Raw genomic sequence first — 25573 nt, 5'->3', positions numbered from 1 at the left:
GCGCAAACCTGCTTGCAACCAAGCAGGCCCTCGGCCGAAGCCATCAAGGAACGTTCATGTATCCGCGCACCTCTTTGATCGTCCGCGTTTCCGCAGCGGCCCTCCTCGCCGCCGCCTTTGCCGGCCCCGCGTCCGCCGGCCCCGCGTCCAGGAAGGCCGGCGACAAGGCCTTCTTCCAGCAGGTCGCCGGCGTCTGGCAGGGGCGCGGCGAGATCGTCGCCGGCAAGTACAAGGGCACCAAGTTCAACTGCAACCTGACCGGCGACACGCCGGAGGCCAAGGCGGCCGGCATCAAGCTCGACGGCTTCTGCCGCGTCGGCGTCTTCAAGCAGCCGATGTCGGCGCTGATCACCCAGGCCGGCAGCGGCTACAAGGGCAAGTTCCTCGACGGCGCCGCCGGCAAGGGCCTCGACATCACGCACGGCCAGGTCTCCGGCAACAAGGTCGTCGTCGGCATCAACCGCCAGAAGCTGAACGGCGCGATGATCGCCCGCCTCGAAGGCGAGAACACGATGAACATCACCATCTCGGTGAAGGTCGAAAACCGCATGGTCCCGGTGATCGGCATGTCGCTCAACCGCGACATGGACACCGCCGCCGTCGGCGCGATCAAGTAAGACCTTCCCGCCACCAGTCCGGGCCGGCGCCCGCCGGCTCGATGCCCGCGACGTCCGCCGCCCCGAGCCAGTCCTCGACCGTCCGCCCCGAGACCACGAGGTCCGGCGCGATGTCGGCGAGCGGCATCAGCACGAAGCCGCGCCCGGTCATGCGCGGATGCGGCAGCTCGAGCCGCCCGCCCGCCTGCTCCACGTCCTCGTAGGCAAGCACGTCGATGTCGATCGTGCGCGGCCCCCAGCGCTCCCTGCGTTCCCGCTTCATCGCCTTCTCGATGCCGAGGCAGGCGTCGAGCAGCGCCTCGGGGCGAAGCCGGGTGTCGACCAGGGCACAGGCGTTGAAGAACCAGTCCTGGTCGGTCTTGCCCCAGGGCGGCGTGCGGTAGAGGCGCGAGACCGCGACGACGCGGCAGTCGGCCCGCGCATCGAGCGCGCGCAGCGCCTCCGCCATCGCCCGGACCGGATCGCCGACATTGCCGCCGAGGCCGAGCGCGGCGCGGCGGAAGCCGTCAGACGACATGGTCGACCGTCACCTGCACGTAGTCGAGCACGCCGGGGACCGGCGCGTTGGGCTTGCGCACGGTGATGCGCGCCCGCGAAATCTGCGGGAAGCGCGCGCAAAGGACGGCCGCGATCTCCTGCGCCAGCGCCTCGATCAGATAGCGGCGGCGGCCGGTGACGATCTTCTCGATCTCCTGGAAGGCGATGCCGTAGTCGACCGTCGAATCGATCTCGTCGTCGGTGAGCGGCTTCAGCGGCTTCACCTCCAGCTCCGCGTCGACGAAGAAGCGCTGGCCCAGGAATTCCTCGGCGTCGTGCAGGCCGTGCCGGGCGAAGAAGGCACAGTTCTTCAGCAAGATCGTGTAGGTGGTCGTCATCGTCCCGTCCTGTTTCCGCTCAATGGCACGCGCGGGCCCTGCGCCCGGCGGCCAGCATAGCATCCGCCATGGCGAGCGCATCCCTGTTGATTGCGACATCGTGCACCCTGAAGACCGCCGCGCCGGCCATGCGCAGGAGCGCCGTCGTCGCCGCGGTGGCGACGTCGCGGTCGTCCGCCTCGCGGCCCGTCACCGCGCCGACGAAGCGCTTGCGCGACGTGCCGGCGACGAGGGGCTTCGAAAAGCCGTAGAGCTCGCCGAAGCGCGCCATCAGCTCCAGGTTCTCCTCCGTGTCCTTGGCGAAGCCGAAGCCGGGATCGAGCACCATCGCCGTCTCCGGCACTCTCGCCGCACGCGCGATCTCCAGCGAGCGGCCGAGGAAGAGATAGTGGTCCTCCACCACGTCGGGAAGCTTCTGCCGGTCGCGGCCGGTATGCATGATGCAGAGCCCGGCGCCGGTCTCGGCGGCGACCCGGGCGAGGTCCGGCTCGCGCTGCAGGCCGTGCACGTCGTTGACGATATGCGCGCCGGCGGCAACCGCGAGCCGCGCCGTCTCGGCGCGCCAGGTGTCGACGGAGAGGATCGCGTCGGTCGTCTTCGCCAGCGCCTCGATCACCGGCAGGATGCGCGCCTGCTCCTCCGCCGCGCTGACGGGGGTGGCCCCGGGCCGGGTCGATTCCCCGCCGATGTCGACGATCTCCGCCCCCGCCTCCAGACAGAGGATCGCCTGCGCCACCGCCCGGTCGGCGCTGTCGAAGCGGCCGCCGTCGGAAAAGGAGTCCGGCGTGACGTTGACGATCGCCATCAGGATGCCGCGCGGCCCGAGCTCCAGGTCGCGGCCGTGGGCGAGCGTCCAGCGGAACGGGTCGAAGGGGGAAAACATCGGCGGTATCCTCCGCGGCGGGAAAGGGTGTTGCGCTCGGCGTGGCTATGCCCCAAGGTTGGGGCGAGTGCAACCGGCCGGTTCGACCGGCGGCGGCGAAAGGAATGCTGGACCGAATGAAGACCGTGATGCGCCTCGCCGTCCTTGCCGCCCTTGCCGCAACCCTTCCCTGTCCGGCGCAGGCCGAGACGATCACGACGAAGACCTTCTCCTATTTCCCGGTCGGCGGGCGCACCGCCGCCGAGCTCGACGCCGAGCTCGCCAAGCACGGGCCGCTGATGAAGCACAGCGGCGCGCGCCATCCGGGCGCCACGAAGATCAAGTGGGGCGGCTCCGTCACCTATGTCCGGCGCGGCAAGGGCTGCGCCGTCGGCGAGGCGAAGGTGACGCTCTCCACCCAGATCATCCTGCCGCGCTGGAAGAACCGCAAGCGCGCGCCCGCCTCGCTCGCCCTGATCTGGGACACGCTGAGCGCCGACATCAAGCGCCACGAGGAGCGCCATGCCGAGATCGCCCGCAACCACGCCCGCGGCCTCGAGCGCACGCTGACGAAGCTGCGGCCGGAGGCCGACTGCGAGCGCATGCAGGCCCGCGTCGACCGGGCGACGGCCGATGCCGTCGCCGCCCACGACGCCGACCAGGCCCGTTTCGACCGCGTCGAGGCGAAGAACTTCAACGCGCGCATGATGCGGCTCCTCACCCACCGGCTGAAGAGCCGGACGCAATAGCCGCGCCGTTTCCGCGGGCGCGATCATGTATTTCCTGCCGTTTCGTTAATGAATCCGCCGATGGCGCCGCCGCGGGGCCGTCCGGACCCAGAAAATTACTCACGAATTCTAGCGATGGCGCGGACATGCGAATTGTCATATTCTGAGTCCAACGATGAACGGGAAGACGGTTTTTCCTTCCCGGAGCAGCATGAAACGGTTTGTAACAGGTTCTCCTGGCGCGTCCTCGTTCAAGCAGCAGGTGTTTCCTCCCTCTCCTGCCTGCGATGCGCCCTCCTGGCCTCGCTCGTCCTGACCGACCGGCGAGGCTCTTTTTTTGTCCGTCTATTCTTGCGGTGCCGCCGCCTTGCCGATTCTCTTCTTGAGGCGGGAGGACGAGGTCGTGTATTCGAGCGCCGTGCGGCCGCCCGGAAAGCAGATGCGCCGCACCGCCTGCGTCATCAGCGCCGCCTCGTGGAAGCCGGACAGGATGAGCCGCAGCTTGCCCGGATAGCGGCAGGCGTCGCCGATGGCGAAGACGCCCGGCTGCGAGGTCTCGAAGGTCTCGGCGTCGACGCGGAAGGCGTCGCCCGCCCGCTCGAACGGCCAGTCCGCCGCCGGCCCCGCCTCCAGCGCGCCGTCCGCGCCGAACCGGCCGAGGCCCGTCGCGACGACGACGACGCTCGCCGAGAGCGTCCCGCCGCCGTCGAGCGGGATCGCGAAGCGACCGTCCGGCCGCTGCGCGACGGCGAGCACCGTGCGGCCGAAGCTGAAGGCCGGCGAGAAGGGGGCGATCTGTTCGAGCAGGCGCGCCGTCAGCGCCAGCCCGTCGATCGAAGGAAAGCCCGGCACGTCGTGGATCGGCTTGTCGGGATAGAGCACGGCGCACTGGCCGCCCGCCCGGTCGAGGCTGTCGACCAAGCGGCATTTCAGACCGTAGAGCCCGAGCTGGAAGACGGCGAAGAGCGCCGCCGGGCCGGCGCCGACCAGAACCACGTCCGCGTCGCCGTCCTCCATCACGCGCTCCTCAAGGCGATTCCAGCAAAAGCGTGCAGCGGTTCTGCCTGCCGCGAATTGCGAAAAAACAAACGAAGATGTCAGGCCTGCCGCTCGGGCACGTGCACCACGAGCCCGTCCAGCGCGTCCGACATCTTGATCTGACAGGAGAGCCTCGACGTCGGGCGGACGTCGTAGGCAAAGTCGAGCATGTCCTCCTCCATCGCCTCCGGCGGGCCGACGGCCGCGCTCCAGGCGTCGTCGACATAGACGTGACAGGTCGCGCAGGCACAGGCGCCGCCGCACTCGGCCTCGATGCCGGGCACGGAGTTGCGCACGGCGTTTTCCATGACCGTGGAGCCGTTGGCGACGTCAAGCTCGTGGCGCGTGCCGTCGAAGGCGACGATGGTGAGTTTGCTCATGATATAGTCCGGATTCCTGTGGGCAGCCCGGCAAGGGGCGAATGACCGGCCGGCGCCCGAGGAAAGGCCGGGCTGCCGGGTCCTGCGGGTTACTTCCAACAAAAGCCCCGCGCAGTCAACTCGCCCCCGGCCGCCGTCCCGGCGCGCTGCTCAGCGGCAGAGGCCGAGGATGAAGTTCTCCGCCTCGACCACCGCCGCGGCGACGGCGGCCAGCGCCGCCGCGTCGGCCGGCGCGGCTTCCAGCGTCTCGGCCGCATGGGCGACGGCGACGGCGCCGACGGACCGGGCGGAGCCCTTCAGCCGGTGCGCCACGGCGGAGCGCGCCTCGCCCTCGGCCTGGGCCAGTTCCTTCATGCCCTGCCGCGCCTGGCGCGCGAACATCTGCAGCACCTCCAGCTCGAGCATCTTGTCGCCCATGGTCTGGCGGGCGAGGTGCACGAGGTCGATCGGCCGTGCCGGGCCGTTGCCCTGCCCGCCCGAATTGTCCGGCGCCTCGAATGCGATACTGAGCGCTGCCATCGTCGTCTTCCTTGTCCTGTGGCCGTTTTCGTTGTTTCGTTGTGACGCACGCCTGTCCCGGCGCCCGCAGGCCGGCCGGGGCGCCAGTCTGCGCCGCGCCCGGCGCCTATCGGCTTAAAAGGCGGCGCAATCGGGGCATGAATCGCAAACTATGGTTAACGGCTGAAAAATTGCCGTTTTTGCAGCTATTCCATCACGATACCGGCAGGCCCGACATTAACTTCCTGTTAAGTTTCGCCGGAAGGGAGATCGCAATCAATTGTGTGATACCGGCTAATGTGTCACTACGGTACGGCCGGGAGTTTCCCCGGTGGATAAGCCGTTTCCGGAGATATTCCGCTCGCCGGTTGCAGCTTATGGAGCGAATTTGGAATGAAGGGCGACCCCGGACGCCGCGCACCATGAGGGTCCGCGGCAAGACCGGACGCCGACCGAGACGGTTCGCACTCGCCTGAGCAGCGGCAGGACGCGTGGAACCGGCTCCGGACATGGTAACGAGGCGTATCCGCATGGCGACGAACAAGTCCACCGAGTCTATCGACGACAAGGCCTTCCGGGCCCTGGAAGAGGCTCTCAAAATCGACTTCGACGATCTGGCTCCGGAAACGCCCGTCAGGAAGGACGCCGCGGAGACCAACGCCGCCGGCAAGGACAAGGCGTCCGCCCGCCAGACGGCCGCCGCCGACGCCCCGCCGCGCAGCCTCGGCCCGGAGCCGGCGCCCAAGGCTCCCGTCTTCGCCCCCGCCAACGACGCCTCGCGCAAGTCGCCGGCCGCCATCCTGAAGTCGCTCGACATGCGCTCCGGCCGCGGCTCGATCCGCATGGCGATCCTCGTCTCCATCCTGTGGGTGATCGGCGGCCTCGGCGTAGCCAACCTCCTCTACGCGCCGGGCATCTGGCAGATCCGCTCGGTCGCCGACCTCGTGGCGCTGCCCGGCGCCATCGGCATGGTCGTCGCCATCGTCATGCCGATCATGCTGTTCTTCGCCTTCGCGGTGATGATCTCGCGCGCCCACGAGCTGCGCAACGCCGCCCGCTCGATGGCCGAGGTGGCGCTGCGCCTCTCCGAGCCGGAGACGGTCGCCGCCGACCGCATCATGTCCGTCGGCCAGGCCGTGCGCCGCGAGGTCTCGGCGATGAACGAGGGCATCGAGCGCACGATCGCGCGCGCCACCGAGCTGGAGACGCTCGTCCACTCCGAGGTGAACGCGCTCGAGCGCAGCTATGCCGACAACGAGCTGCGCGTGCGCACGCTCGTCCAGGAGCTCGGCGCCGAGCGCGAGGCGATCGTCAGCCATGCCGAGCGCATCCGCTCCTCCATCTCCGGCGCGCACGAGCAGCTGAAGGACGAGCTTTCCAGCGCCGGCGAGAGCATCGCCAGCCGCATCGCCACCTCCGGCGAGGCCTTCGCCTCCATGCTCGACACGCGCGCGGCCATGCTGATGGAGAAATCCGACAGCGCCACGCAGACGATCGGCGCCATGCTGTCGGCCCGCGCCGACAGCCTGCTCTCCACGCTCAACGCCTCGAGCCTCGCGCTCGCCACCGAGTTCGACACGCGGCTGGAGGAGCTCGCCGGCACGCTCGACAGCCGCGGCCGCGCCCTGCTCCAGCAGTTCGAGACGCGCGCCTCGACGCTCGATTCCAACACCGAGAAGCTCAACGCCGCCCTCAACGACCGCGCCCGCCAGCTCAACGAGACGCTGATCGCCCGCACGCGCGAGATCAGCGAGAGCCTGAGCGTCGGCCAGCAGGCCGTCACCGGCGGCCTCGACGGCGTGCTCCAGTCGATGAACGCCGCCCTCGACGAGAAGGGTGCCGCCTTCCGCCAGAGCCTCAAGAACGCGGTCGACGACACGATCATGGACCTCGACCTGCGCTCCGGCTTCTTCGACGAGCGCATGCAGGCGACGGTCGACCGCATCGGTGGCGCCTTCGACCAGCGCGTGGAGGAATTCGCCGAGGCCTTCGACCGGCGCGCCGGCTCGCTCGATTCCAAGCTGATGGAGAGCCTCGCCCGCATCAACGAGACCGTCGCCGGCGGCCGCGAGGCGATCGACGGCATCCTGACGACCAGCATCGAGCGCATCGGCAGCACGCTGACCGACCAGTCGCTGGCGCTCGCCACCACGCTCGGCACGGGCCAGGAAGTGCTCGAAAGCGCCGTCGCCGGCCATGCCGACGCGATCGCCGCCGCCGTCAGCGGCGCGCACGAGCGCATCGGCTCGGTGCTCACGGACAAGTCCGCCGCCCTGCTCGGCGGCCTCGCCGACGTGCAGAACCGCATCGAGACCGGCTTCGGCGCCCGCGCCGACGCGCTCGCCGAGACGATCACCGGCAGCGAGCGCCGCCTCACCGGCGCGCTCGACCATCACGGCACGGCGATCGCCTCCGGCCTGGAGGCCGCGCAGACCCGCATGGAAGAGGCGCTCGGCGCCCGCGCCGGGGAGATCGGCTCGGTGCTCGCCGCCGGCCACAGCCGCATCGACGGCGCGCTGTCCGAGCGCACGGCGGCCATCGCCACCATGCTCGACGAGACCGGCGGCCGGCTCGAGCAGTCGGTCGGCTCCGCCGCCCGGCGCGTCGAGAGCGCGCTCGACGAGGCGGCAAGCCGCATCGACGAGGTCGTGACCGACCGCACCTCCGGCCTCGCCGCCGCCCTCACCGAAAGCACCGGCGCCATGCGCTCGGCGATCGACGCCGCCGCCGACCGGGTCGAGACCGCGCTGTCGGAAGGCAGCCGCGAGCTCGGCGGCGTGCTGCAGGGCCAGGCCGCCGAATTCGCCGACGCCTTCTCCGGCCGTGCCGCGAGCATCGCCGAGGCGCTGTCCGGCCGCGCCGCGGAGCTCGCGGGCTCCCTCATCTCCACCCAGGAGCAGATCCGCGCCACGCTGGACGACCGCATCGACGCCATCAATCTCGCCATCGCCGACGGCCGCCGCCAGCTCGACGACACGCTGAACGACCAGGTGACGAGCATCGGCACGTCGATCGCCACCAGCGCCGGCATGCTGGAGATGACGCTCGAGCAGCACGAGGAGGCGCTGAGCCGCGCCATCGACGGCAGCGCCGCCGCCCTCGACCAGCGCGTGCGCGAAAGCGTCGGCGCCGTGGCCGAGCGCTTCGGCGAGACCTCCGCGCGCATCGCCGCCACCGCCGATTCCTTCGGCAGCCGCATCGAGCAGACGATCGACGGCGTCGGCATCCGCCTCGACGCCACCGGCAACCGCATCGGGGAGAACCTCGGCCGGCTGGAGCAGCGCGTCGAGGACAGCCTGGGCACCGTCTCGGGCATCGTCGACACCGCCGCCGCGCGCATTTCCGACACGCTCGCCGACCGGCTCGCCGATCTCGACCGGGTCGGCAACGACGTTTCCTCCCGCATCGCCGAGGCCATGGCGCGCCCGGCGGCCGAGGTCGACCGCATCGGCGACGAGGCGACGGCGCGCATCGCCGCCGCACTCGCCGGCCGCGTCGGCGACTTCGAACGCATGGCCGACGAGGCGAGCCGCCGCATCGACGGCACGCTCAGCGACCGCGTCGGCGACATCGAGCGCGTCACCGAGGAAGCGAGCCGCCGCATCGACGGGGCGCTGACCGGCCGCGCCGAGGAGATCGAGCGCGTGAGCACGGGGGCCGCGAGCCGCATCGAGGCCGTGCTGTCGGGCCGCGTCGGCGACATCGAGCGCGTCACCGGCGAGGCCGCCGAACGCATCGCCGCCACCATCGACGAACGCACCGGCCGCATCGAGGAGCGCCTCGGCACCATGGACCGGGCGCTGACCGTCGGCCTCGACAGCGTCAACCGCACGATCGACGGCAAGGCCGCAGGCCTCGCCCAGACGCTGCGCGAGGCGGTCTCGCAGGCCGCGCAGGACCTCGACGCCGAGGCGATCCGCTCGGCCCAGTCGATCGCCCGCACCGGCGAGGAATTCACCCATCTCAGCAAGTCGCTGCGCGGCGCCGTGTCGCGCGCGGCCGAGGAGATGGGCGCCGAGGCGCAGCGTGCGGCAGAGGTCCTCGCCCGCACCGGCGAGGAGTTCGCAGGCAGCATCAGCGCCCGCAACGAGGCCTTCGCCCGCACGGTCGCCGAGACGACCGAGGCCGCCGCCGCCCGCTTCGCGGAGACCGAAGGCCGGCTGCAGTCGCAGGCCGAAGCCATCAAGGCCGGTGCCGGCGACGTCGAGAAGGCGCTGGAAGCCCGCGGCAGCTCGATCCGCGCGGCCCTCGACGAGCGCACGCGCGAGCTGAACTCGATGCTCGCCAGCCGCACCGAGGAGCTTTCGCGCCTCATCGACGAGCAGGCCCGCCCCGTCGTCGACCGCTATGCGGCGACCGGCCGCGAGGCCGCCGAGCGCATCGGCGCCGCCGCGCGCGAAAGCGCCGAACGGCTGCGCAGCGAGAACACCGCGCTGATCGACGCCATCTCCGCCCGCACGGCCGACACGCTGGCGGCGATCTCCGGCCGCACGGAAGAGGCGGCCGGCGTGATGCGCGACATCGAGAACGGCCTGCAGGCGAGCGTCATGAGCCTCGTCTCGCGCCTGTCGCAGAGCAACGGCGCGATCGCCGGCCTCGTCGACGAGGCGAGCCGCACGCTCTCGGCCGTCGACCAGAGCCTGTCGCAGACCAGCGAGCGCTTCTCCACCGCCGCCGAGCGCGCCGCCGACATGGTCTCGACCTCGTCGCGCCTGCTCGAGGGCAAGGTCGACCGCCTGGCCGACATCTCGGCCGGCACGCTGTCGCAGATCGGCGGCATCGTCGGCCGCTTCGAGGACCATTCGCGCATCCTGGCGCAGGCCTCCGACCTGCTCTCGGCCGCCCAGTCCAACCTCGCCTCGACGCTCGAGGAACGGCAGGACGCGCTGCGCGCGCTCTCCGTCGGCCTCGTCCAGCGCTCGGAGGAGATCGAGAAGACGATGCGCTCGCTCGAAGGCATGGTCGAGGGCGTCTTCGCCCGCGCCGAGGAGCGCTCGGGCCAGATCGCCGGCAATCTGCGCGGCGGCCTGCAGAGCGCCTTCGCAGACGTCGGCCGCATCCTGAGCGAGACCGAGAAGCGCGCGGAAGTCGCCGCCGGCACGCTGCGTGAATCGCTGGTGAAGGCCGGCGAGGAGGCGGGCCAGTCGGTCGAGGGCGCCTTCACCCGCGCCGAGGAGCGCACGAAGGAAGTGGCGAACCGGCTGCGCGGCAGCGTCGGCGCCTCGCTCTCCGACGTCGACCGCATGCTCGGCGAATCCGGCAAGAAGTCGGAGGAGGCGACCCTCGTCATGCGCGAGGCGCTGCGCGGCGCCGTCGAGGAAGCGGTCGGCAAGTTCGCCGGCGCGACCGAGGAGATCCGCCGCGCCGCCGCGGAGATCCGCCGCGAGCTCGACGCCACGCGCGGCGAGCTGAAGCGCGGCGCCTTCGACCTGCCCGAGGAGGCCAAGGAGAACGCCGCGCAGATGCGCCGCGCCGTCAGCGAGCAGATCAAGGCGCTGCAGGACCTCTCCGACATCATCGGCAAGTCCTCGGCCGCCCTCGAGGTCGCCCGCCCCGCCGCCCAGCCGGTCATCCGCCCGGCGGCGGCGCAGGAGACGCGTGCCGAGCCGCGCCGCGAGGAAAGCCTGCCGCTGCGCGGCAGCCTCGGCCTCGAGCGCGCCGCCGCGGCGACGGTCGTGCCGCAGCAGCCGCCGCACCCGCAGCCCCTTCCCGCCGAGGCCGAGGCCCGTCCCTCCTCCGGCGAGGGCGGCTGGATGCGCGACCTCCTGCGCGGCGCCTCGCGCGAGGAGAGCCAGTTCGGCCAGCCGCGCGGCGAGGCCCAGGCGACCCGCCCGGCCGACAGCCGCAACCCGCGCCACGTGGTCGAATCGCTGAACTCGCTGTCGGTCGACATCGCCCGCGCCATCGACCACGACGCCTCCGTCGACCTGTGGCGGCGCTACCAGCGCGGCGAGCGCGACGTCTTCACCCGCCGCCTCTACACGCTGAAGGGCCAGCAGACCTTCGACGAGATCAAGCGCAAGTACGAGCGGGAGCCGGAGTTCCGCACCGCCGTCGACCGCTACATCTCCGACTTCGAGAAGCTGCTCGCCGATGTCGCCCGCAACGACCGCGACAAGGTGATGACCCAGACCTACCTCACCTCCGACACCGGCAAGGTCTACACCATGCTGGCGCACGCGGCGGGACGCTTCGGCTAAGGCGCCCGCCCCTCATCCGCCCTGCCGGTCCCTTCCCCGCTTGCGGCAAGGGACCGGCGGACGCCTTTCCGGCACTGCCGATCCGCCGGCGGAAACCGGGTCCCCGTCCGGGCGGATCGATCCGCGCCGTTCCACGCCGGCGCGAGGAAAGCGACGCTCTCGGACGCCGAAGTCGCTGCCGCCGTCGGGTTTCTATCCACGCCCCCGTGCCGGAGGCGACAGACGCGCTTTGCCGTCCGTTCATCGTTGGTAGCGTTTCGATCCACGCCTCGGCGGGGGAGACGACGCATCAGGCCCTTGGTCCCGACAAACACGGTCCGGTTTCAATTCACGCCCTCCGCAAGGGAGGCAGTCCGCCAGCTCGAACCAAGGCTGCCCGAGCTGAGGCTGGTTTCAATCCCACGCCCCGCGGGAGGCAACGCCCTTTGTGTGAGAGGCCCCAGCAGATCAGGTCGTTGCGATCCACGCCTCCGCAAGGGAGGCGACGGCCGACGTCGGCAGAGCCGACGCGATGTCACCGTGTTTCGATCCACGCCTCCGCGCGGAGGCGACCCCGGCTTGTTGGGTTCGCTCGTCATCTTCGCCAGGTTTCAATCCACGTCTCAGCGTGAGAGGCGACGCTGTTCGTAGTATTCCGTCTCCACGTCGTACCAGTTTCGATCCACACCTCCGTGAGGAGACGACCCTCATGCTCGGCGTGGAGTGCTTGGTGCAGCACGTTTCGATCCATGCCTCCGTGAGGAGGCGACATTCTCACGCCCGGCGACGCTTTTGGCCACTATCTGTTTCGATCCGCGCCTCGCGAGGGGGGCGACTCGCTCGTCGGTGCGAAGCGTGGCGAAGGTGGTGTTTCGACCCGCGCCTCCGCGACGGAGGCGACCCGGTGGACAGCCGCGCGCTCCGGCCGCTGCCCTCCAGGGAATCAGATGTTCCCCAGCGTCCAGCCGACGATGTCGGCGGCGACCGCCTTGAAGGCGGTGTCGAGCGCCTTGACGAAGGCGGTGTTGGCCGAGCCCGCCACCGGCGCCGTCGCGCGAAAAACCTTCTGCGCGCGCACGGTGCCGTTGCGGTCGTTGAGGAGCTTCGCGGAGATCTCGACGATCGCCGTGTCCGCGCCGCCCGTCTGCACCTCGAAGGCGCGGATGTCGGTGACGACCTGGTAGTCGATCGCCAGCCCCTCGCCCGGCTTGCCGACGCCGCCGACCCGGCCGCTGTTCTCGAAGGTCTGGACGAGCCTCGCCTGCACCATCTTCGACAGGCTGTCGCTCCACTGCGACTTGGCGAGGTACTGGATCTCGGAGGCCGAGGGGCGCACGACGATCTGCTCGCTGTCGAGCGCCTTCAGCGCCGAGGGCTGCGGCACGAGGATCTGCCGGTTGCGGGCCGACGGGCCCTCGACGGTGGCGGCGGCCGACAACCCGAACGTGTCGTTCGTCGCCTGCGCGCTGCCGCAGGCGGCGAGCAGGCCCGAGACCAGAACGGCAAGCACGGCGCGTCCCGCCGTCCCGTTTCGCAACAACTCCGCACCCGATGCCGTCATAGTCCCTCGAACCCGTTCTGCAAGCATGTGTAGCAGCGGCACACGCTCCTGTCACCGCGTCGGCGCAGGAAATCAGCGCCGCGTGCGGCCGTCGTACTGCTTGACGGTCTCGCCGCCGAAAATCAGGCGTTGCGGATTGCGCTCGAAGCCGGAAATGGCGTTCTCGAGGCCCTGCACCGTGCGGCGCGTATCGGAGACGAGCGCCTCCACGTCGCGAAGCCCGCTGCCGGAGAAGCGCTGCAGGTTGTCGGCGATGGGGCCTATCCGCGCGCCGAGCGTGTCGGCGGCGGTGCGGATCGACTGCAGCGTCGCCCTCGCCTCGGCGAAGAGCGATTCCGAATCGCCCTCGCCCAGGAAGCCGTCGAGCTTGGCGAGCACGCCGTCGACGCGGGTGGAGGCGTTGTTGAGCTTGTTGGCCATCTGCTGCACGTCGGTGATGATCTGGTCGATGTCCTCCTCGCGCCGGCCGATCCGGTCGGCCACGCCCGTGACGGAGGAGATCGCCTTGCGCGCGTCGGCGCTGGCGACGGAGATGTTGTCGACCACGCCCTTCACCTTCTGCGCGTCGACCGACGCGATCAGCTCGTCCACCTTGTCGAGCGTCGCCGTGGCGTTCTTGCCGAAGGCGTCGAACGTGTCGGCCGTCCGGCGGACCGCCGCGACGGTGTCCTTGACGTCGCCGGAGGCGGCGGCGAGGTCCGTCGTCACCTTGTCGATGCTCGACACGACGTTGTCCACCTTCTGCGTGTCGACCGCCTTGACGAGCGATTCGATCGAGGCGAGCGTGCTGTCGAGCCGGCCGGACAGGTTGCGGAACGTGTCCGACAGCCCGCCGACGCTCTGGAGGAAGGTGTCGATGTTGTCGGCGTTGCGCGTCAGCGCGTCGGAGAATTTCTCGGCGTTGCGGATCGTGTTGGTGAGCGGTCCGCGCGCCTCGGTGACGAAGCCCTGGATGTCGTCGATCGTGCCGTCGACCTTCTTGAGGATGCGGTCGGCGGTCGACAGGATGTTGGTGACGCTCGACTGCTGCGCGTCGAGCACCGCCGTCGAGTCGTTCTCGATCGCCTCCTTCAGGATGTTCGGGTCGCCGGGATCGCCGCCGCCGAGCTCGATATAGGCGGCCCCCGTCAGGCCCTGCACCTCGAGCACGGCATTGGTGGAGCGCTTGACCGGCGCGCTGGTCGAGACCTCCGTCAGCGCCACCGAGAATTTCGGGTCGTCCTGGTCGATGGCGAGGCTGCGCACCGAGCCGACGGGAATGCCGTTGAAGCGCACGGGCGAGCCGATCGACAGCCCGTTGGCCGAGCCCGGGATGCGGATGGCGAGCGGCGCCATCTCGCCGCTGCGGCCGAATTGCGACATCCAGTAGACGAAGCCGAAGGCGGCCGCGATCACGAAGATGGTGAAGAAGCCGACGAGGGCGTAGTTGGCTTTCGTTTCCATGACGGCTCCGGCTATCCTGCTCTAGGCCTCGCGCACGATGGAGCGCGCGCGCTTGCCCCTGAAATAGGACTGTACCCACGGGTCGTCGCAGGCCAGCATGTCCTCGATGGTTCCCTCGACCAGCACCCGCTTGTTGCCGAGCACGGCGATGCGGTCGCAGACCGAGAACAGGCTGTCGAGGTCGTGAGTCACCATATACACGGTCAATCCCAGGGTGTCGCGCAGTTTGGCGATCAGCTCGTCGAACTCGGCCGCGCCGACCGGGTCGAGCCCCGAGGTCGGCTCGTCGAGGAAGACGAGCGCCGGGTCGAGGGCGAGCGCCCGGGCGAGCGCGGCGCGCTTGATCATGCCGCCCGACAGTTCCGACGGGTACTTGTCGGCCGCCTCCGGCGCGAGCCCCACCAGCTCGACCTTCAGCCGCGCCAGCTCGTCCATCATCGCCTGCGGCAGGTCGAGATATTCGCGCATCGGCACCTGGATGTTCTCGCGCACGGTCAGCGAGGAGAACAGCGCGCCGTGCTGGAAGAGCACGCCGAGCTTCATGTCGAGCCGGAGGCGCTCCTCCTCGCTCGTCTCGTCGACGTCGACGCCGAAGATGCGGATGCGCCCGGCCCGGCGCGGCAGCAGGCGCAGCACCGTGCGCATCAGCACCGACTTGCCGGACCCCGACGCGCCGACGAAGCCGAGGATCTCGCCGCGGTAGATGTCGAGGTCGAGCTTGTCGAGCACGATGTTGCTGCCGAAGCCGACCGTCAGGCCCTCGACCGACAGCACCACCTCCTTCTGCACCGCGACCGCCTTGTCCATTGGCTCTCCTAGAAGTCGATCGCGGCGTAGAACATGGCGAAGAGGCCGTCGACCAGGATGACGACGAAGATCGCCTTGACCACCGAGGCCGTGACGCGGCGGCCGAGCGATTCGGCGCTGCCGCCGACCTTCAGCCCCTCCACCGAGGCGACGATGCCGATGATCAGCGCCATGAAGGGCGCCTTGATCATGCCGGAGACGACCGTCGACAGGTCGATCGCCTCCTTGAGGCGCGACAGGAACGTGTCGAAGGTGATGCCGGAATAGGACCAGGCGACGAGTGCCGCGCCGAAGAGCGCGGAGAAATTGGCGATGACGGTCAGCAGCGGCAGCGCCACCGTCAGGGCCACCAGCCGCGGGAAGACGAGCACGCCGACGGGGCTGAGCCCCATCACCTTCAGCGCGTCCACCTCCTCGCGCATCTTCATCGAGCCGATCTCGGCGGTGATCGCGCTGCCGGAGCGGCCGGCGATCATGATGGCGGTGAGCAGCACGCCCACCTCGCGCAGCTGAAGGATGCCGACGAGGTCGACGACGAAGATCTCCGCCCCGAAGTAGCGGAGCTGGAAGGCGCCCTGCTGGGCGATGATCGCGCCGATCAGGAAGGACATCAGCATGATGATCGGCACGGCGCGCACGCCCATCCGGTCGATCTGGTGGACGACCGCCGCCGGCGACACGCCGCTCTTGCGGCCGAGCTTCAACTGCGCGCCGCGCACCGTCGAGCCGAGGATGAACATGGCGGCGACGACGTCCTGCCAGATGTCGACCATCTGCTTGCCGAGGGGCGCGAAGACGCGCTGGAAGAGGGTCGCGGGCCTGCCCGGATCGCGGCGGGGCTCGGCGAGCCGCTCCGGCAGGGCGGCGATGAGGTCGGAATAGCGCGCGTCGCGGCCGTCGGTGACGCGCACCTCGCCGCCGGCCGACCGGCGGTCCGTGATGGCGCGGCGCAGCAGCCAGGCGCCGGCCGTGTCCATCGCCGCCACCTTGCTGAGGTCGATCTCCAGCGCCCCGCCCTGCCCGCGGCCGAGGTCGGAAAGCCGCTTGCTGGCGGCGACCGCCGTCATGTTGATCCACTCGCCGGAAAGGCGCCAGGCCTCGCCACCGTCCGCCAGGCGCTCCGTCGCGATCTCCGCCGATGTCTGGCCCTGTGTCTGGCCCTGTGCCTGGCCCGGTGCCTGGGTCGCGCCGCTCAAGTCTCTTGCATCTTCCGGTTCTGGGACAACATGCGTCCTGTCATACCGGCTCGCTTGCGTTCTGTCACGGGGCCGCCGCTATTCGGGGCCGAGCAGCGCCGCCCTGTCGCGCGGCGCGGCGAGCCGCCCGGCGACGACGCAGGCGAGCCCCGCCGCGGCGACGAGCGCCATCAGGTAGAAGCCGTCGACGCCGTACCAGGCGTAGATATAGCCGGAGGCGAAGGTGACGAGGGCCATGAAGATGCCGTTGTAGAAGAAATAGACCCCCTGCGCCGCCCCCTCCCTCTCCTCGGCGACGCGCTCGACGAGGCGGCTCTGCACGGCGATGTGCAGGATGGCGAAGGTGAAGGCGTGCAGGCATTGCAGCGCGAAATAGCCGGCAAAGCCCATGTCGGCCGGAAACAGCAGCCAGCGCCCGATCGTCACGAGACAGCCGAAGATCATCATCGTCCAGAGGTCGAATCGCCGCCGCAGGCTGGCGGCGAAGACGAAGAGCAGCACCTCGGCGAAGACGCCGGCGCTCCACAGCAGCCCGATCTCCGTGCCGCTGAAGCCGCGCTTGCTCCAGTAGATCGCCGAGAAGGCGTAGAGCATGGCGTGGCTGGCATTGACCAGCGCCACGCCGACCAGCATCAGCTGGATGTCGCGCTGGCGCAGCGTTCCGGCCGGGGAGACGGCGAGCGCGGCGATCGGCGAGGGCCGGCGCGGCCGGCCGATCCTGGGCGCGATCAGCGCGGCGAGCACCGTCAGCGCGAAGCAGAAGGCCATGGCCGGCAGCACGATCGCCCCGCCGTGGACCTCGGACAGCCAGCCGCCGGCCATCGTGGCGAGGATGAAGGCGAGCGAGCCCCACACGCGGATCCGTCCGTAGTCGACGTTCCAGCGCCGCACCCCGCTCAGCGCCACCGCGTCGGCGATCGGCATGTAGGGCGCGTAGACGATGCCCTGCAGCGAGTAGAGCAGCAGGATCGGCCAGAAGGCCTGCGTGGAAAAGAGCGCGAGCGCCGTCGCGAGCGACAGCAGGCCCGACCAGACGAGCACCGTCGCCCGGTCGTTGAGCCGGTCGGCATGGGCGCCGGCCGCCGGCGCCGTGAAGACGCGCACGAACAGCGGCACGGCGAGCACGATGCCGATCTGGAAATCGCTGATCGACAGGGTTTCCAGCCAGACCGGGAAGAAGGGCAGCGCGACGCCGTTGACCATCATCGGCGCCGAGAAGACGAGCGCCATGCGCACGGCGAAGAATCGCGGCGCGCCGGCGGTGAGGACGAACCCGGGAGGGGCGTTCATGACGGGAGACCTGCATGCTGGAACGTCGGCGGTTCTATCATGCCGACGTACGTACGCCAACTCGCCAGATCTGCGGGTCCGCGCGCCGGCCCTTCCCGCAACGTCCCGTCACAGGACTTTAAACGGGGCGGAACCTTCACGCGGCGGCACTTTCATGCAAGGAAGGGCCGAAGCAAATCGCATGATGGGCGGGAGAGACATGAGCACCGGCGACAAACCGAGGACACACAACGGACCCGTGAGCGGCGACATCGACCAGCAGGCGCTGTTCTTCCACCGCCATCCCCGTCCCGGAAAGCTGGAGATCAACGCCACCAAGCCGCTCGGCAACCAGCGCGACCTCGCGCTCGCCTATTCGCCGGGCGTCGCGGCCCCCTGTCTTGCGATTCGCGACGATCCGGCGTGCGCGGCCGACTACACGGCGCGCGCCAACCTCGTCGCCGTCGTCTCCAACGGCACGGCGGTGCTCGGCCTCGGCAATATCGGCCCGCTCGCCTCCAAGCCGGTGATGGAGGGCAAGGCCGTGCTCTTCAAGAAGTTCGCCGGCATCGACGTCTTCGACGTCGAGATCGACGCGCCGACGGTCGAGGAGATGGTGACCGTCATCTCGGCGCTGGAGCCGACCTTCGGCGGCATCAATCTCGAAGACATCAAGGCGCCGGAATGTTTCGAGGTCGAGCGGCGCCTGCGCGAGAAGATGGACATCCCCGTCTTCCACGACGACCAGCACGGCACCGCGATCATCGTCGCCGCCGCCGTCCTGAACGGGCTGGAGCTCGCGGGCAAGTCGCTCGCCGATGCGAAGATCGTCGCCTCCGGCGCCGGCGCGGCCGCGCTTGCCTGCCTCAACCAGCTCGTGGTGCTCGGCGCCCGGCGCGAGAACATCTGGGTCCACGACATCGAGGGCCTCGTCTACGCGGGCCGCGAGGCGCTGATGGACGAATGGAAGGCGGTCTACGCCCAGGCCTCCGACAAGCGCCAGCTCTCCGAGACGATCGACGGCGCCGACGTCTTCCTCGGCCTGTCGGCGGCGGGCGTGCTCAAGCCCGAGCTGCTCCAGCGCATGGCGGAGAAGCCGCTGATCATGGCGCTCGCCAACCCGACGCCGGAGATCATGCCCGAGGAGGCGCGCGCCGCCCGGCCGGACGCGATGATCTGCACCGGCCGCTCCGACTTCCCCAACCAGGTCAACAACGTCATCTGCTTCCCCTACATCTTCCGCGGCGCGCTCGATTGCGGCGCGCGCACGATCAACGAGGAGATGAAGATGGCGGCGGTCCGGGCGATCGCCGCGCTTGCCCGCGAAGAAGTCTCCGACGTCGCCGCGCGCGCCTATTCCGGCGACACGCCGGTGTTCGGGCCGAACTATCTCATCCCCTCGCCCTTCGACCAGCGGCTGATCCTCCGGATCGCCCCCGCCGTCGCCCGCGCGGCGGCCGAGACCGGCGTCGCGGCCCGCCCGATCGCCGATTTCGACGCCTATCTCGACCAGCTGAGCCGCTTCGTCTGGCGCTCGGGCCTGCTGATGAAGCCGATCTTCGCCGCCGCCAAGAAGGCCGCGAAGAAGCGCGTCGTCTTCGCCGAGGGCGAGGACGAGCGCGTGCTGCGCGCCGCCCAGGTGCTGCTGGAGGAGGAGATCGCCCAGCCGATCCTGATCGGCCGACCGCAGATCATCGAGGCGCGGCTGAAGCGCTACGGCCTGCGCATCCGCCCCGACGCCGACTTCGAGGTGGTCAACCCCGAGGGCGACCCGCGCTACCGCGACTATGTCGAGGACTATCTCGGCCTCGTCGGCCGGCGCGGCGTCATCCCCGAGGCCGCCCGCACCATCGTGCGCACCAACGCCACCGTCATCGGCGCGCTCGCCGTGCGCCGCGGCGAGGCCGACGCGCTGATCTGCGGCGTCGAGGGACGCTACGCCAAGCACCTGCGCGACGTCGGCCAGATCATCGGCAAGCGCGAGGGCGTGCTCGACTTCTTCGCCCTCAGCCTCCTGATCTCGCAGCGCGGCGCGACCTTCTTCACCGACACCTACGTCTCCTTCGACCCGACGGCCGAGGAGGTGGCGCAGATGACGGTGATGGCCGCGCAGGAGATCCGCCGCTTCGGCATCACGCCGCGCGCCGCCCTCGTCTCGCATTCGAACTTCGGCTCGCGCGATTCGGAGAGCGCCTTCAAGATGCGCCGCGCCATGGAGCTGGTGCGCGAGATGGCGCCCGAGCTGGAGGCCGACGGCGAGATGCACGGCGATTCGGCGATCTCGGAGCTTTTGCGCCAGCGCGTCATGCCGAACTCGACGCTGACCGGCGAGGCGAACCTCCTCGTCTTCCCGAGCCTCGACGCCGCCAACATCACGCTCGGCGTCGTCAAGACGATGACGGACGGCCTGCATGTCGGCCCGATCCTGCTGGGGGCGGCCCTTCCCGCCCACATCCTGTCGCCGTCGGTGACCTCGCGCGGCGTCGTCAACATGGCGGCCTTGGCGGTGGTGGAGGCCTCCTACCCGGATTGAGTGGCCTGCCCCCTCTGCCCTGCCGGGCTCTCCCCCTCAAGGGCAAGGCAATCGCATGTGGAATGCGGCGTCTCCGCTTCCCCTTCTCCCCGGCGGGGAGAAGGTGGCCCGAAGGGCCGGATGAGGGGGCAATACGCCGGCACGAACATGATTTTGCTCGGTGCGCCCCCTCATCCCGCTGCCGCGACCTTCTCCCCGGCGGGGAGAAGGGCAAGAAGCGCCCTCATAATTCCATATGCGATTGCCTTGCCCTCGAGGGGAAGATGGCCGGCAGGCCGGAGGGGCCTACGACTCTCCCCGGCGGGGAGAAGGGCAAGAAGCGCCCTCATAATTCCATATGCGATTGCCTTGCCCTCGAGGGGAAGATGGCCGGCAGGCCGGAGGGGCCTACGACTCTCCCCGGCGGGGAGAAGGGCAAGAAGCGCCCTCATAATTCCATATGCGATTGCCTTGCCCTCGAGGGGAAGATGGCCGGCAGGCCGGAGGGGCCTACGACTCCGGCTTCTTCAGCCGCGTCGACCACTCGTCGAGCCTGCCCGCCCCCACCGGCTTCCAAGGCGAGCCCTTGAGGCCGAGCCGGCCGCTGAGCCGTTCGAGCGACAGGGCGACGCGGTGCATGTTGCCGGCCACGAAGGGCAGCGAGGCGAGATGCAGGCCGGTGAACGGCAGGAACGGGTTGCGCCGGTGCGAGCCGTAGATCTCGATGCGCGTCGTCGCCTTGTAGCTCGGGCTGCGCGCATGGAAACCGTGCGTGTCGGCGACGATCAGCGTGTTGGCCCTGACGGTCATCTTGACCGGATCGCCGTAGCCGAGCGCGGCGAGCTCGTCGGCGCGGATGCGCAGCGAGCCGCGGGCGGAATACTTGTTGTCGATATGGTCGGCGTTCTCGCTGATCTTCCGCTCCCAGGCGAAGCGCTGCGGCGTCATCTCGTGCGAGCCCGGCACGTAGGCGAAGGGGCCGTCCTCCTCGCCGACGTCGCGCAGGAACAGCCAGGCCTTCGCCGTCGGATGGAACGTGTCGCTGTGCAGCACGGTCTGCGGATCGGTCGAGCCCTTCTCGACGGCCGAGGGCAGCGCCATCACCACCTGCACGACGAGCAGCGGCTGGCCGGCATGGGAGGAGACGTAGCGGATCAGGTTGGCGAGCCGCGGATCGTTGCGCGCCGCCTTGAAGCCCGGCAGGCCCTCGATATCGCGGTCGTCGATGGTCGCCCGGCGGGTGGCCGTCGCCCCCTGCACCATGTCGTAGCGGTCGAAATCGCGCTCGGCGACCTCCCGGGTCACGGCGGCGAAGACCTCCGGCGGCAGGAAGTCGTCGATCTGCACGTAGCCCTTCTCGGCATACTGGCGCCGGTGCTCGGGCGCGGCGAGGTGCTCGAGCCTGCGCCGCCGCCACGCCGCCATGCGCATGGCGAGCGCCACGCGTTTCTCGTGCAGCCCCTTGCCGTTCAGCCATTTGCTGCCGATGACGGGATTGTCCGCGAAGGACTTGGCGCCGGAGGCGAGCTGAAGCGCATAGAGGGGGCTCAATAGAATGGACGAAATCCGCATGGTACCTGCCTGTGATGGAATCCGCGATCGTGCAATCGGAAGTTCGCCACTCTGCCCCATCGGCGGTTGCGGATCAACGGCCGGATGGCGAAGGCGCGTTAATCACAAATGCGGGAGAACGTTGCGCTCGCGCGCCGCCGGCCTATGATAGGGGCGAACCGGCCGGCCATGGCCGCTCGATCAATCCGTACCGTCGGGATTCAGGGACGTGAGACCGCGCGCTCGCCTATTCATCGCCGTTCTGGCCGGCCTGCCGTTCCTGTCGGCGGGCAGCGCCGCTGCGGCGTCCGGCACGTGCGAGCGCCTGCGGGCGGAGCTTGCCAACCTGCCGCGCATCGTCGCCGACACGGCGAGCGCCCGCAAATATGCCGGCGCCATCGCCAGCCAGAACATCCAGCTGCGCAAGGCGCGGAGCGACATGAACCGCTTCGGCTGCGGCAGCCGCAGCGTGACGGTCATCGGCGGCCGCAACGCGGAGGCCTGCGGCACGCTTGCCGCCGTGATCGGCAAGATGGAGCGCAACCTGAAAATCCTCGACCAGAAGCGGCGGCAATACGCCGCCGGAGTCTCGACCCACGGCGCGCGCAACCGGCTGCACGCCGCGCTCGACGCCAACGGCTGCAACGGCGAGGATCCGGCACAGGTCATGCCGGCGGCGGCGACGGAGACGCTGCGCACGCTGAGCGACGAGGAACGCTCCGGCCTGTTCCAGGGCGTGCTGCCGGAGGGCGGCGAGCGCCTCGGGCTGCTCTCGCCCGGCAGGGGCGGCCACGGCAACCTCAGGACCGTCTGCGTGCGCACCTGCGACGGCGGCTTCTTCCCGATCTCCTCCGGCGCCACGCCGCTCGATTTCCGCCGCGACCAGAAGGTCTGCGCGATGATGTGCCCGCAGACCGAGACGGAGCTGTTCTATCATTCGCTGACCGGCGGGCAGGAAACCGGCGACATGACCTCGACCGTGACCGGCCGGCCCTATTCCACCCTGCCGAACGCCTTCGCCTACCGCACCCGCGACCTGTCGAAGCCCGGGACCTGCGGCTGCGACCTCTCGGCCTATTACCAGGAGATGATCCGCCGCGAGAAGGCGCTGGCGGCGACCGACGAGGCGACCGCGCGCATCGACGGCGGCAAGGATCGGGACCGGGCCGCCTCCGGCTCGATCACCGACATCCGCACCCTGCCCCGCGACACGCTTCCCCTCGGGGAGGCGGTGACCGCCAAGGCGCCCGTGCGCGCGGAGCGCGTCTACGATCCGGCCTCCAGCAAGGTGCGCGTCGTCGGCCCGCTTTTCCTGCCGGCCGACGAATCGGCCATCGACCTCGGCCGCCCCGCCGATGCCGGCGTCAACTGACCGCGACGGTCCCCCGACACGATCCGATCTGCGAGCCTCCACGCCTTGCGGCCTGTGCGAAAAGGCCTTTCAGGCTTCCGGCGCATAGCGCACGAAGGCGAAGCGGCGGCCGTCCGGCGCCCAGTTCGGCACGTTGATCGTCCCCTGCCCGCCGAACAGCGCGAAGAGCACGCGGGCATCGCCGCCGTCCATGTCCATCAGCCGCAGCCGCACGTCGCGGTCGCGCGGATGGTCGAACACGTCGCCGTCGTAGGAGAGCACCAGCAGGTGCCGCCCGTCCGGCGAGGGATGCGGGAACCAGTCGCCGTAGGGACTGTCGGTGATGCGCGTCGGCTCGCTGCCGTCCGGGCGGATGCGCCAGATCTGCATGCGGCCGGTGCGGCTGGAGTTGAAGTAGATCCATTCGCCGTCCGGCGACCAGTCCGGCCCGTCGTTGCGGCCCTCGCCGGAGGTGAGCCGCCGCTCCTCGCCGCCCGCGACGGAGATCGTGTAGATGTCGAAGAGATCGTCGCGGATGCCGCAATAGGCGAGCTCGCGCCCGTCCGGCGACCAGCCGTGCCAGTAGGACGGCAGCCTGGTCGTGACGAGCCGCGGCGTGCCGCCCTCCGCCGGCAGCACGTAGATCGCCGACCTGCCGAATTCCGTCTTGTCGCTGATCGCCAGCAGGCGTCCGTCCGGCGACAGCCCGTGGTCGTTGTTGCAGCGGGTGGCGAAGCCCGTGTCGATGCGCACCGGCTCCCCGCCGTCGAGCGACAGCCGGTAGAGCAGCCCGTCGCCGTTGATGACGAGGAACCGCCCGTCGCGCGAAAAATTCGGCGCCTCCACCAGCCGCTCCGTCTGCCAGACGACGCGCGTCTCACCCGTGACGACGTCGAAGATCTCGACGGAGCTGCGCATCCTCATCCCCGGTCGCGGAAGCGGTTGGTGATCGGGTAGCGGCGGTCGCGGCCGAAATTCTTCCTGGTGATCTTCACGCCGGGGGCGGACTGGCGGCGCTTGTACTCGGCGATGTAGAGCAGGTGCTCGACCCGGTGCACGGTCGCCTCATCATGGCCGCGCGCGACGATCTCCTCCGTGCCCATCTCCAGCTCCACCAGGCATTCGAGGATGTCGTCGAGCACCGGATAGGGCGGCAGCGAATCCTGGTCGGTCTGGTTGGGGCGGAGCTCCGCCGACGGCGCCTTGTCGATGATGTTGGCGGGGATCACCTCGCCGGAGGGCCCGAGCGCGCCCGGCGGCACGTGGGCGTTGCGCCAGCGCGACAGCGCGTAGACCTGCATCTTGTAGAGGTCCTTGATCGGGTTGAAGCCGCCGTTCATGTCGCCGTAGAGCGTGGCGTAGCCGACCGACATCTCCGACTTGTTGCCGGTCGTCACCACCATCGCGCCGAACTTGTTGGAGATCGCCATCAGGATCGTGCCGCGCGCGCGGCTCTGCAGGTTCTCCTCCGTAATGCCGGCCTCCGTGCCCTCGAAGAGCTCCGACAGCGCCGAGAGGAAGCCGCCCACCGGCGCCTCGATCGGCACGATGTCGTAGCGGCAGCCGAGCGCGCGTGCGCAGGCCGACGCGTCCACCAGCGATTCGGCCGAGGTGTAGCGGTAGGGCAGCATGACGCAGCGCACCCGCTCCTCGCCGAGCGCGTCGACGGCGATCGCCGCGCAGATCGCCGAGTCGATGCCGCCCGAAAGCCCGAGCACGACCGTCTTGAAGCCGTTCTTGTTGACGTAGTCGCGGAAGCCCAGCATGCAGGCGCGGTAGTCCGCCTCCTCGCGCTCGGGGATCTTCGACATCGGCCCGGCATCGCACGCCCAGCCGTCGCGGCACCGGCGCCAGGTGGTGAGCGCGATCGTCTCCTCGAACTGGCTCATCTGGAAGGCGAGCGTCTTGTCGGCGTTGAAGGCGAAGCTCGCGCCGTCGAAGACGAGCTCGTCCTGGCCGCCGAGCTGGTTGGCGTAGAGCATCGGCAGGCCGGTCTCGATCACCTGCTTCAGCACGACCTGGTGGCGGACGTCGACCTTGCCGCGATAGTAGGGCGAGCCGTTCGGCGACAGCAGGATCTCCGCGCCGCTCTCGGCGAGCGTCTCGCAGACGCCGAGCTCGCCCCAGATGTCCTCGCAGATCGGGATGCCGAGGCGCACGCCGCGGAAATTCACCGGGCCCGGCATCGCGCCCTGGTCGAAGACGCGCTTCTCGTCGAACTCGCCGTAGTTCGGCAGGTCCACCTTGTCGCGCACGGCAAGCACCCTGCCCGCGTCGAGCACCGCCGCGGAATTGTAGCGGCCGGTCTCGTCCTGGCGCGGGAAGCCGACGATGACGCCGGGGCCGCCGTCGGCCGTGTCGGCGGCGAGCGCCTCGACGGCGCGCCGGCAGGCCTTCAGGAAGGCGGGCTTGAGCACGAGGTCCTCCGGCGGATAGCCGGACAGGAACAGCTCCGTCAAAAGCAGGAGGTCGGCGCCCTGCGAGGCGGCGTCGGCGCGCGCGGCGCGCGCCTTGGCGAGGTTGCCGGCGACGTCGCCGACGATCGGGTTCAGTTGTGCGACCGCGATGCGCAGCGTCGCCTTTTCCGTCTTCGAATTCATCTCAGCCGATCCGTCTCCTGCTGCCCTGCGCGCCGCCGCGGCGGACGCCGAACAAGCTCTTTAGAGCATGCGGCACCGTTTGGGAATGAACCGGCCGGCGATTGCC

Annotated in this window: 19 protein-coding genes; 5 read left to right on the top strand and 14 right to left on the bottom strand. The window is 69.9% G+C overall.

Translation table 11 applies throughout. From position 1 onward, the window contains the following. The first annotated feature begins 56 nt into the window (after nt 1-56). Nucleotides 57-617, top strand: a complete 561-nt coding sequence (locus NNZ72_RS06680) for a hypothetical protein (RefSeq protein WP_257314343.1) — start codon at nt 57-59, stop codon at nt 615-617. Here NNZ72_RS06680 and folK read toward each other — a convergent pair. Genes folK through folP form a run of 3 tightly spaced genes read right to left on the bottom strand, consistent with a single transcriptional unit; the run spans nt 610 to nt 2375 of the window. Further along, entirely contained in the window at nt 610-1134 is a 525-nt protein-coding gene (gene folK, locus NNZ72_RS06675; protein ID WP_257314342.1) for a 2-amino-4-hydroxy-6-hydroxymethyldihydropteridine diphosphokinase, read from the bottom strand. The two genes, NNZ72_RS06680 and folK, sit on opposite strands and share 8 nt — an antisense overlap. Beyond that, a complete protein-coding gene (gene folB / locus NNZ72_RS06670) occupies nt 1124-1492 on the bottom strand; it encodes a dihydroneopterin aldolase (RefSeq protein ID WP_257314340.1) in 369 nt (122 codons plus the stop codon). Before folB ends, folK begins: the two co-directional genes overlap by 11 nt. A gap of 19 nt (nt 1493-1511) precedes the next feature. Then, nucleotides 1512-2375, bottom strand: coding sequence for a dihydropteroate synthase (gene folP / locus NNZ72_RS06665; protein ID WP_257314339.1), 864 nt, complete (start codon nt 2373-2375; stop codon nt 1512-1514). 107 nt (nt 2376-2482) lie between these two features. On the opposite strand from folP, the gene NNZ72_RS06660 reads away from it, so the two are divergent. After that, on the top strand, nt 2483-3103 hold the full coding sequence (locus NNZ72_RS06660) for a DUF922 domain-containing Zn-dependent protease (protein WP_371747730.1): 621 nt from the start codon (nt 2483-2485) through the stop codon (nt 3101-3103). A 324-nt stretch (nt 3104-3427) separates the two neighbouring features. Here the strand turns inward: NNZ72_RS06660 and NNZ72_RS06655 are convergent, their stop codons facing one another. From NNZ72_RS06655 to NNZ72_RS06645, 3 genes are all read right to left on the bottom strand, one after another. After that, on the bottom strand, nt 3428-4099 hold the full coding sequence (locus NNZ72_RS06655; RefSeq protein ID WP_257314337.1) for an NAD(P)/FAD-dependent oxidoreductase: 672 nt from the start codon (nt 4097-4099) through the stop codon (nt 3428-3430). An 80-nt stretch (nt 4100-4179) separates the two neighbouring features. Then, nucleotides 4180-4500: a 2Fe-2S iron-sulfur cluster-binding protein gene (locus tag NNZ72_RS06650; protein WP_257314335.1), complete on the bottom strand. Its 321-nt coding sequence runs from the start codon at nt 4498-4500 to the stop codon at nt 4180-4182. A 150-nt stretch (nt 4501-4650) separates the two neighbouring features. Continuing rightward, entirely contained in the window at nt 4651-5019 is a 369-nt protein-coding gene (locus NNZ72_RS06645; protein ID WP_257314333.1) for an Hpt domain-containing protein, read from the bottom strand. Between the two features lie 509 nt (nt 5020-5528). On the opposite strand from NNZ72_RS06645, the gene NNZ72_RS06640 reads away from it, so the two are divergent. Next, the gene (locus NNZ72_RS06640) at nt 5529-11198 is read left to right on the top strand and encodes an apolipoprotein A-IV repeat region-like domain-containing protein (RefSeq protein WP_257314332.1); all 5670 of its coding nucleotides are present in this window, start codon (nt 5529-5531) and stop codon (nt 11196-11198) included. Nucleotides 11199-12120: 922 nt separating this feature from the next. Here NNZ72_RS06640 and NNZ72_RS06635 read toward each other — a convergent pair. From NNZ72_RS06635 to NNZ72_RS06615, 5 genes are all read right to left on the bottom strand, one after another. Then, the gene (locus NNZ72_RS06635; protein ID WP_257314329.1) at nt 12121-12738 is read right to left on the bottom strand and encodes an ABC-type transport auxiliary lipoprotein family protein; all 618 of its coding nucleotides are present in this window, start codon (nt 12736-12738) and stop codon (nt 12121-12123) included. A gap of 72 nt (nt 12739-12810) precedes the next feature. Then, on the bottom strand, nt 12811-14181 hold the full coding sequence (locus NNZ72_RS06630; protein WP_257314328.1) for an MlaD family protein: 1371 nt from the start codon (nt 14179-14181) through the stop codon (nt 12811-12813). Between the two features lie 21 nt (nt 14182-14202). Further along, on the bottom strand, nt 14203-14988 hold the full coding sequence (locus NNZ72_RS06625) for an ABC transporter ATP-binding protein (protein ID WP_257314326.1): 786 nt from the start codon (nt 14986-14988) through the stop codon (nt 14203-14205). Nucleotides 14989-14996: 8 nt separating this feature from the next. Beyond that, the gene (locus NNZ72_RS06620; protein ID WP_257314538.1) at nt 14997-16118 is read right to left on the bottom strand and encodes an ABC transporter permease; all 1122 of its coding nucleotides are present in this window, start codon (nt 16116-16118) and stop codon (nt 14997-14999) included. Nucleotides 16119-16262: 144 nt separating this feature from the next. Continuing rightward, entirely contained in the window at nt 16263-17474 is a 1212-nt protein-coding gene (locus tag NNZ72_RS06615; protein WP_257314324.1) for an MFS transporter, read from the bottom strand. Nucleotides 17475-17673: 199 nt separating this feature from the next. On the opposite strand from NNZ72_RS06615, the gene NNZ72_RS06610 reads away from it, so the two are divergent. Further along, nucleotides 17674-19986, top strand: coding sequence for an NADP-dependent malic enzyme (locus NNZ72_RS06610; protein ID WP_257314319.1), 2313 nt, complete (start codon nt 17674-17676; stop codon nt 19984-19986). A 489-nt stretch (nt 19987-20475) separates the two neighbouring features. On the opposite strand, the gene NNZ72_RS06605 is transcribed toward NNZ72_RS06610, so the two are convergent. Beyond that, nucleotides 20476-21537 (bottom strand): phytanoyl-CoA dioxygenase family protein, encoded by a 1062-nt coding sequence (locus tag NNZ72_RS06605; RefSeq protein ID WP_257314317.1) that lies wholly within the window; start codon nt 21535-21537, stop codon nt 20476-20478. Between the two features lie 208 nt (nt 21538-21745). On the opposite strand from NNZ72_RS06605, the gene NNZ72_RS06600 reads away from it, so the two are divergent. Then, nucleotides 21746-22888 (top strand): DUF2865 domain-containing protein, encoded by a 1143-nt coding sequence (locus tag NNZ72_RS06600; RefSeq protein ID WP_257314315.1) that lies wholly within the window; start codon nt 21746-21748, stop codon nt 22886-22888. Nucleotides 22889-22957: 69 nt separating this feature from the next. On the opposite strand, the gene NNZ72_RS06595 is transcribed toward NNZ72_RS06600, so the two are convergent. Together NNZ72_RS06595 and NNZ72_RS06590 are read right to left on the bottom strand one after the other, a co-directional pair. Beyond that, entirely contained in the window at nt 22958-23785 is an 828-nt protein-coding gene (locus NNZ72_RS06595; RefSeq protein ID WP_257314314.1) for a TolB family protein, read from the bottom strand. Nucleotides 23786-23787: 2 nt separating this feature from the next. After that, entirely contained in the window at nt 23788-25467 is a 1680-nt protein-coding gene (locus NNZ72_RS06590; protein WP_257314313.1) for an NAD+ synthase, read from the bottom strand. Nucleotides 25468-25573: the final 106 nt, after the last annotated feature.

It is taken from the genome of Shinella pollutisoli (assembly GCF_024609765.1).
In the GTDB taxonomy this organism is placed as follows: domain Bacteria; phylum Pseudomonadota; class Alphaproteobacteria; order Rhizobiales; family Rhizobiaceae; genus Shinella; species Shinella pollutisoli.
The sequence above is the reverse complement of the archived record's forward strand: the minus strand, read 5'-3'. Positions and strand labels throughout refer to the sequence as shown.

Coding starts and splice junctions, on each gene's coding strand:
- NNZ72_RS06680 (WP_257314343.1), top strand. CDS start 57: ATGTATCCGCGCACCTCTTTGATCGTCCGCGTTTCCGCAGCGGCCCTC.
- folK (WP_257314342.1), bottom strand. CDS start 1,134: ATGTCGTCTGACGGCTTCCGCCGCGCCGCGCTCGGCCTCGGCGGCAAT.
- folB (WP_257314340.1), bottom strand. CDS start 1,492: ATGACGACCACCTACACGATCTTGCTGAAGAACTGTGCCTTCTTCGCC.
- folP (WP_257314339.1), bottom strand. CDS start 2,375: ATGTTTTCCCCCTTCGACCCGTTCCGCTGGACGCTCGCCCACGGCCGC.
- NNZ72_RS06655 (WP_257314337.1), bottom strand. CDS start 4,099: ATGGAGGACGGCGACGCGGACGTGGTTCTGGTCGGCGCCGGCCCGGCG.
- NNZ72_RS06650 (WP_257314335.1), bottom strand. CDS start 4,500: ATGAGCAAACTCACCATCGTCGCCTTCGACGGCACGCGCCACGAGCTT.
- NNZ72_RS06645 (WP_257314333.1), bottom strand. CDS start 5,019: ATGGCAGCGCTCAGTATCGCATTCGAGGCGCCGGACAATTCGGGCGGG.
- NNZ72_RS06640 (WP_257314332.1), top strand. CDS start 5,529: ATGGCGACGAACAAGTCCACCGAGTCTATCGACGACAAGGCCTTCCGG.
- NNZ72_RS06635 (WP_257314329.1), bottom strand. CDS start 12,738: ATGACGGCATCGGGTGCGGAGTTGTTGCGAAACGGGACGGCGGGACGC.
- NNZ72_RS06630 (WP_257314328.1), bottom strand. CDS start 14,181: ATGGAAACGAAAGCCAACTACGCCCTCGTCGGCTTCTTCACCATCTTC.
- NNZ72_RS06625 (WP_257314326.1), bottom strand. CDS start 14,988: ATGGACAAGGCGGTCGCGGTGCAGAAGGAGGTGGTGCTGTCGGTCGAG.
- NNZ72_RS06615 (WP_257314324.1), bottom strand. CDS start 17,474: ATGAACGCCCCTCCCGGGTTCGTCCTCACCGCCGGCGCGCCGCGATTC.
- NNZ72_RS06610 (WP_257314319.1), top strand. CDS start 17,674: ATGAGCACCGGCGACAAACCGAGGACACACAACGGACCCGTGAGCGGC.
- NNZ72_RS06605 (WP_257314317.1), bottom strand. CDS start 21,537: ATGCGGATTTCGTCCATTCTATTGAGCCCCCTCTATGCGCTTCAGCTC.
- NNZ72_RS06595 (WP_257314314.1), bottom strand. CDS start 23,785: ATGCGCAGCTCCGTCGAGATCTTCGACGTCGTCACGGGTGAGACGCGC.
- NNZ72_RS06590 (WP_257314313.1), bottom strand. CDS start 25,467: ATGAATTCGAAGACGGAAAAGGCGACGCTGCGCATCGCGGTCGCACAA.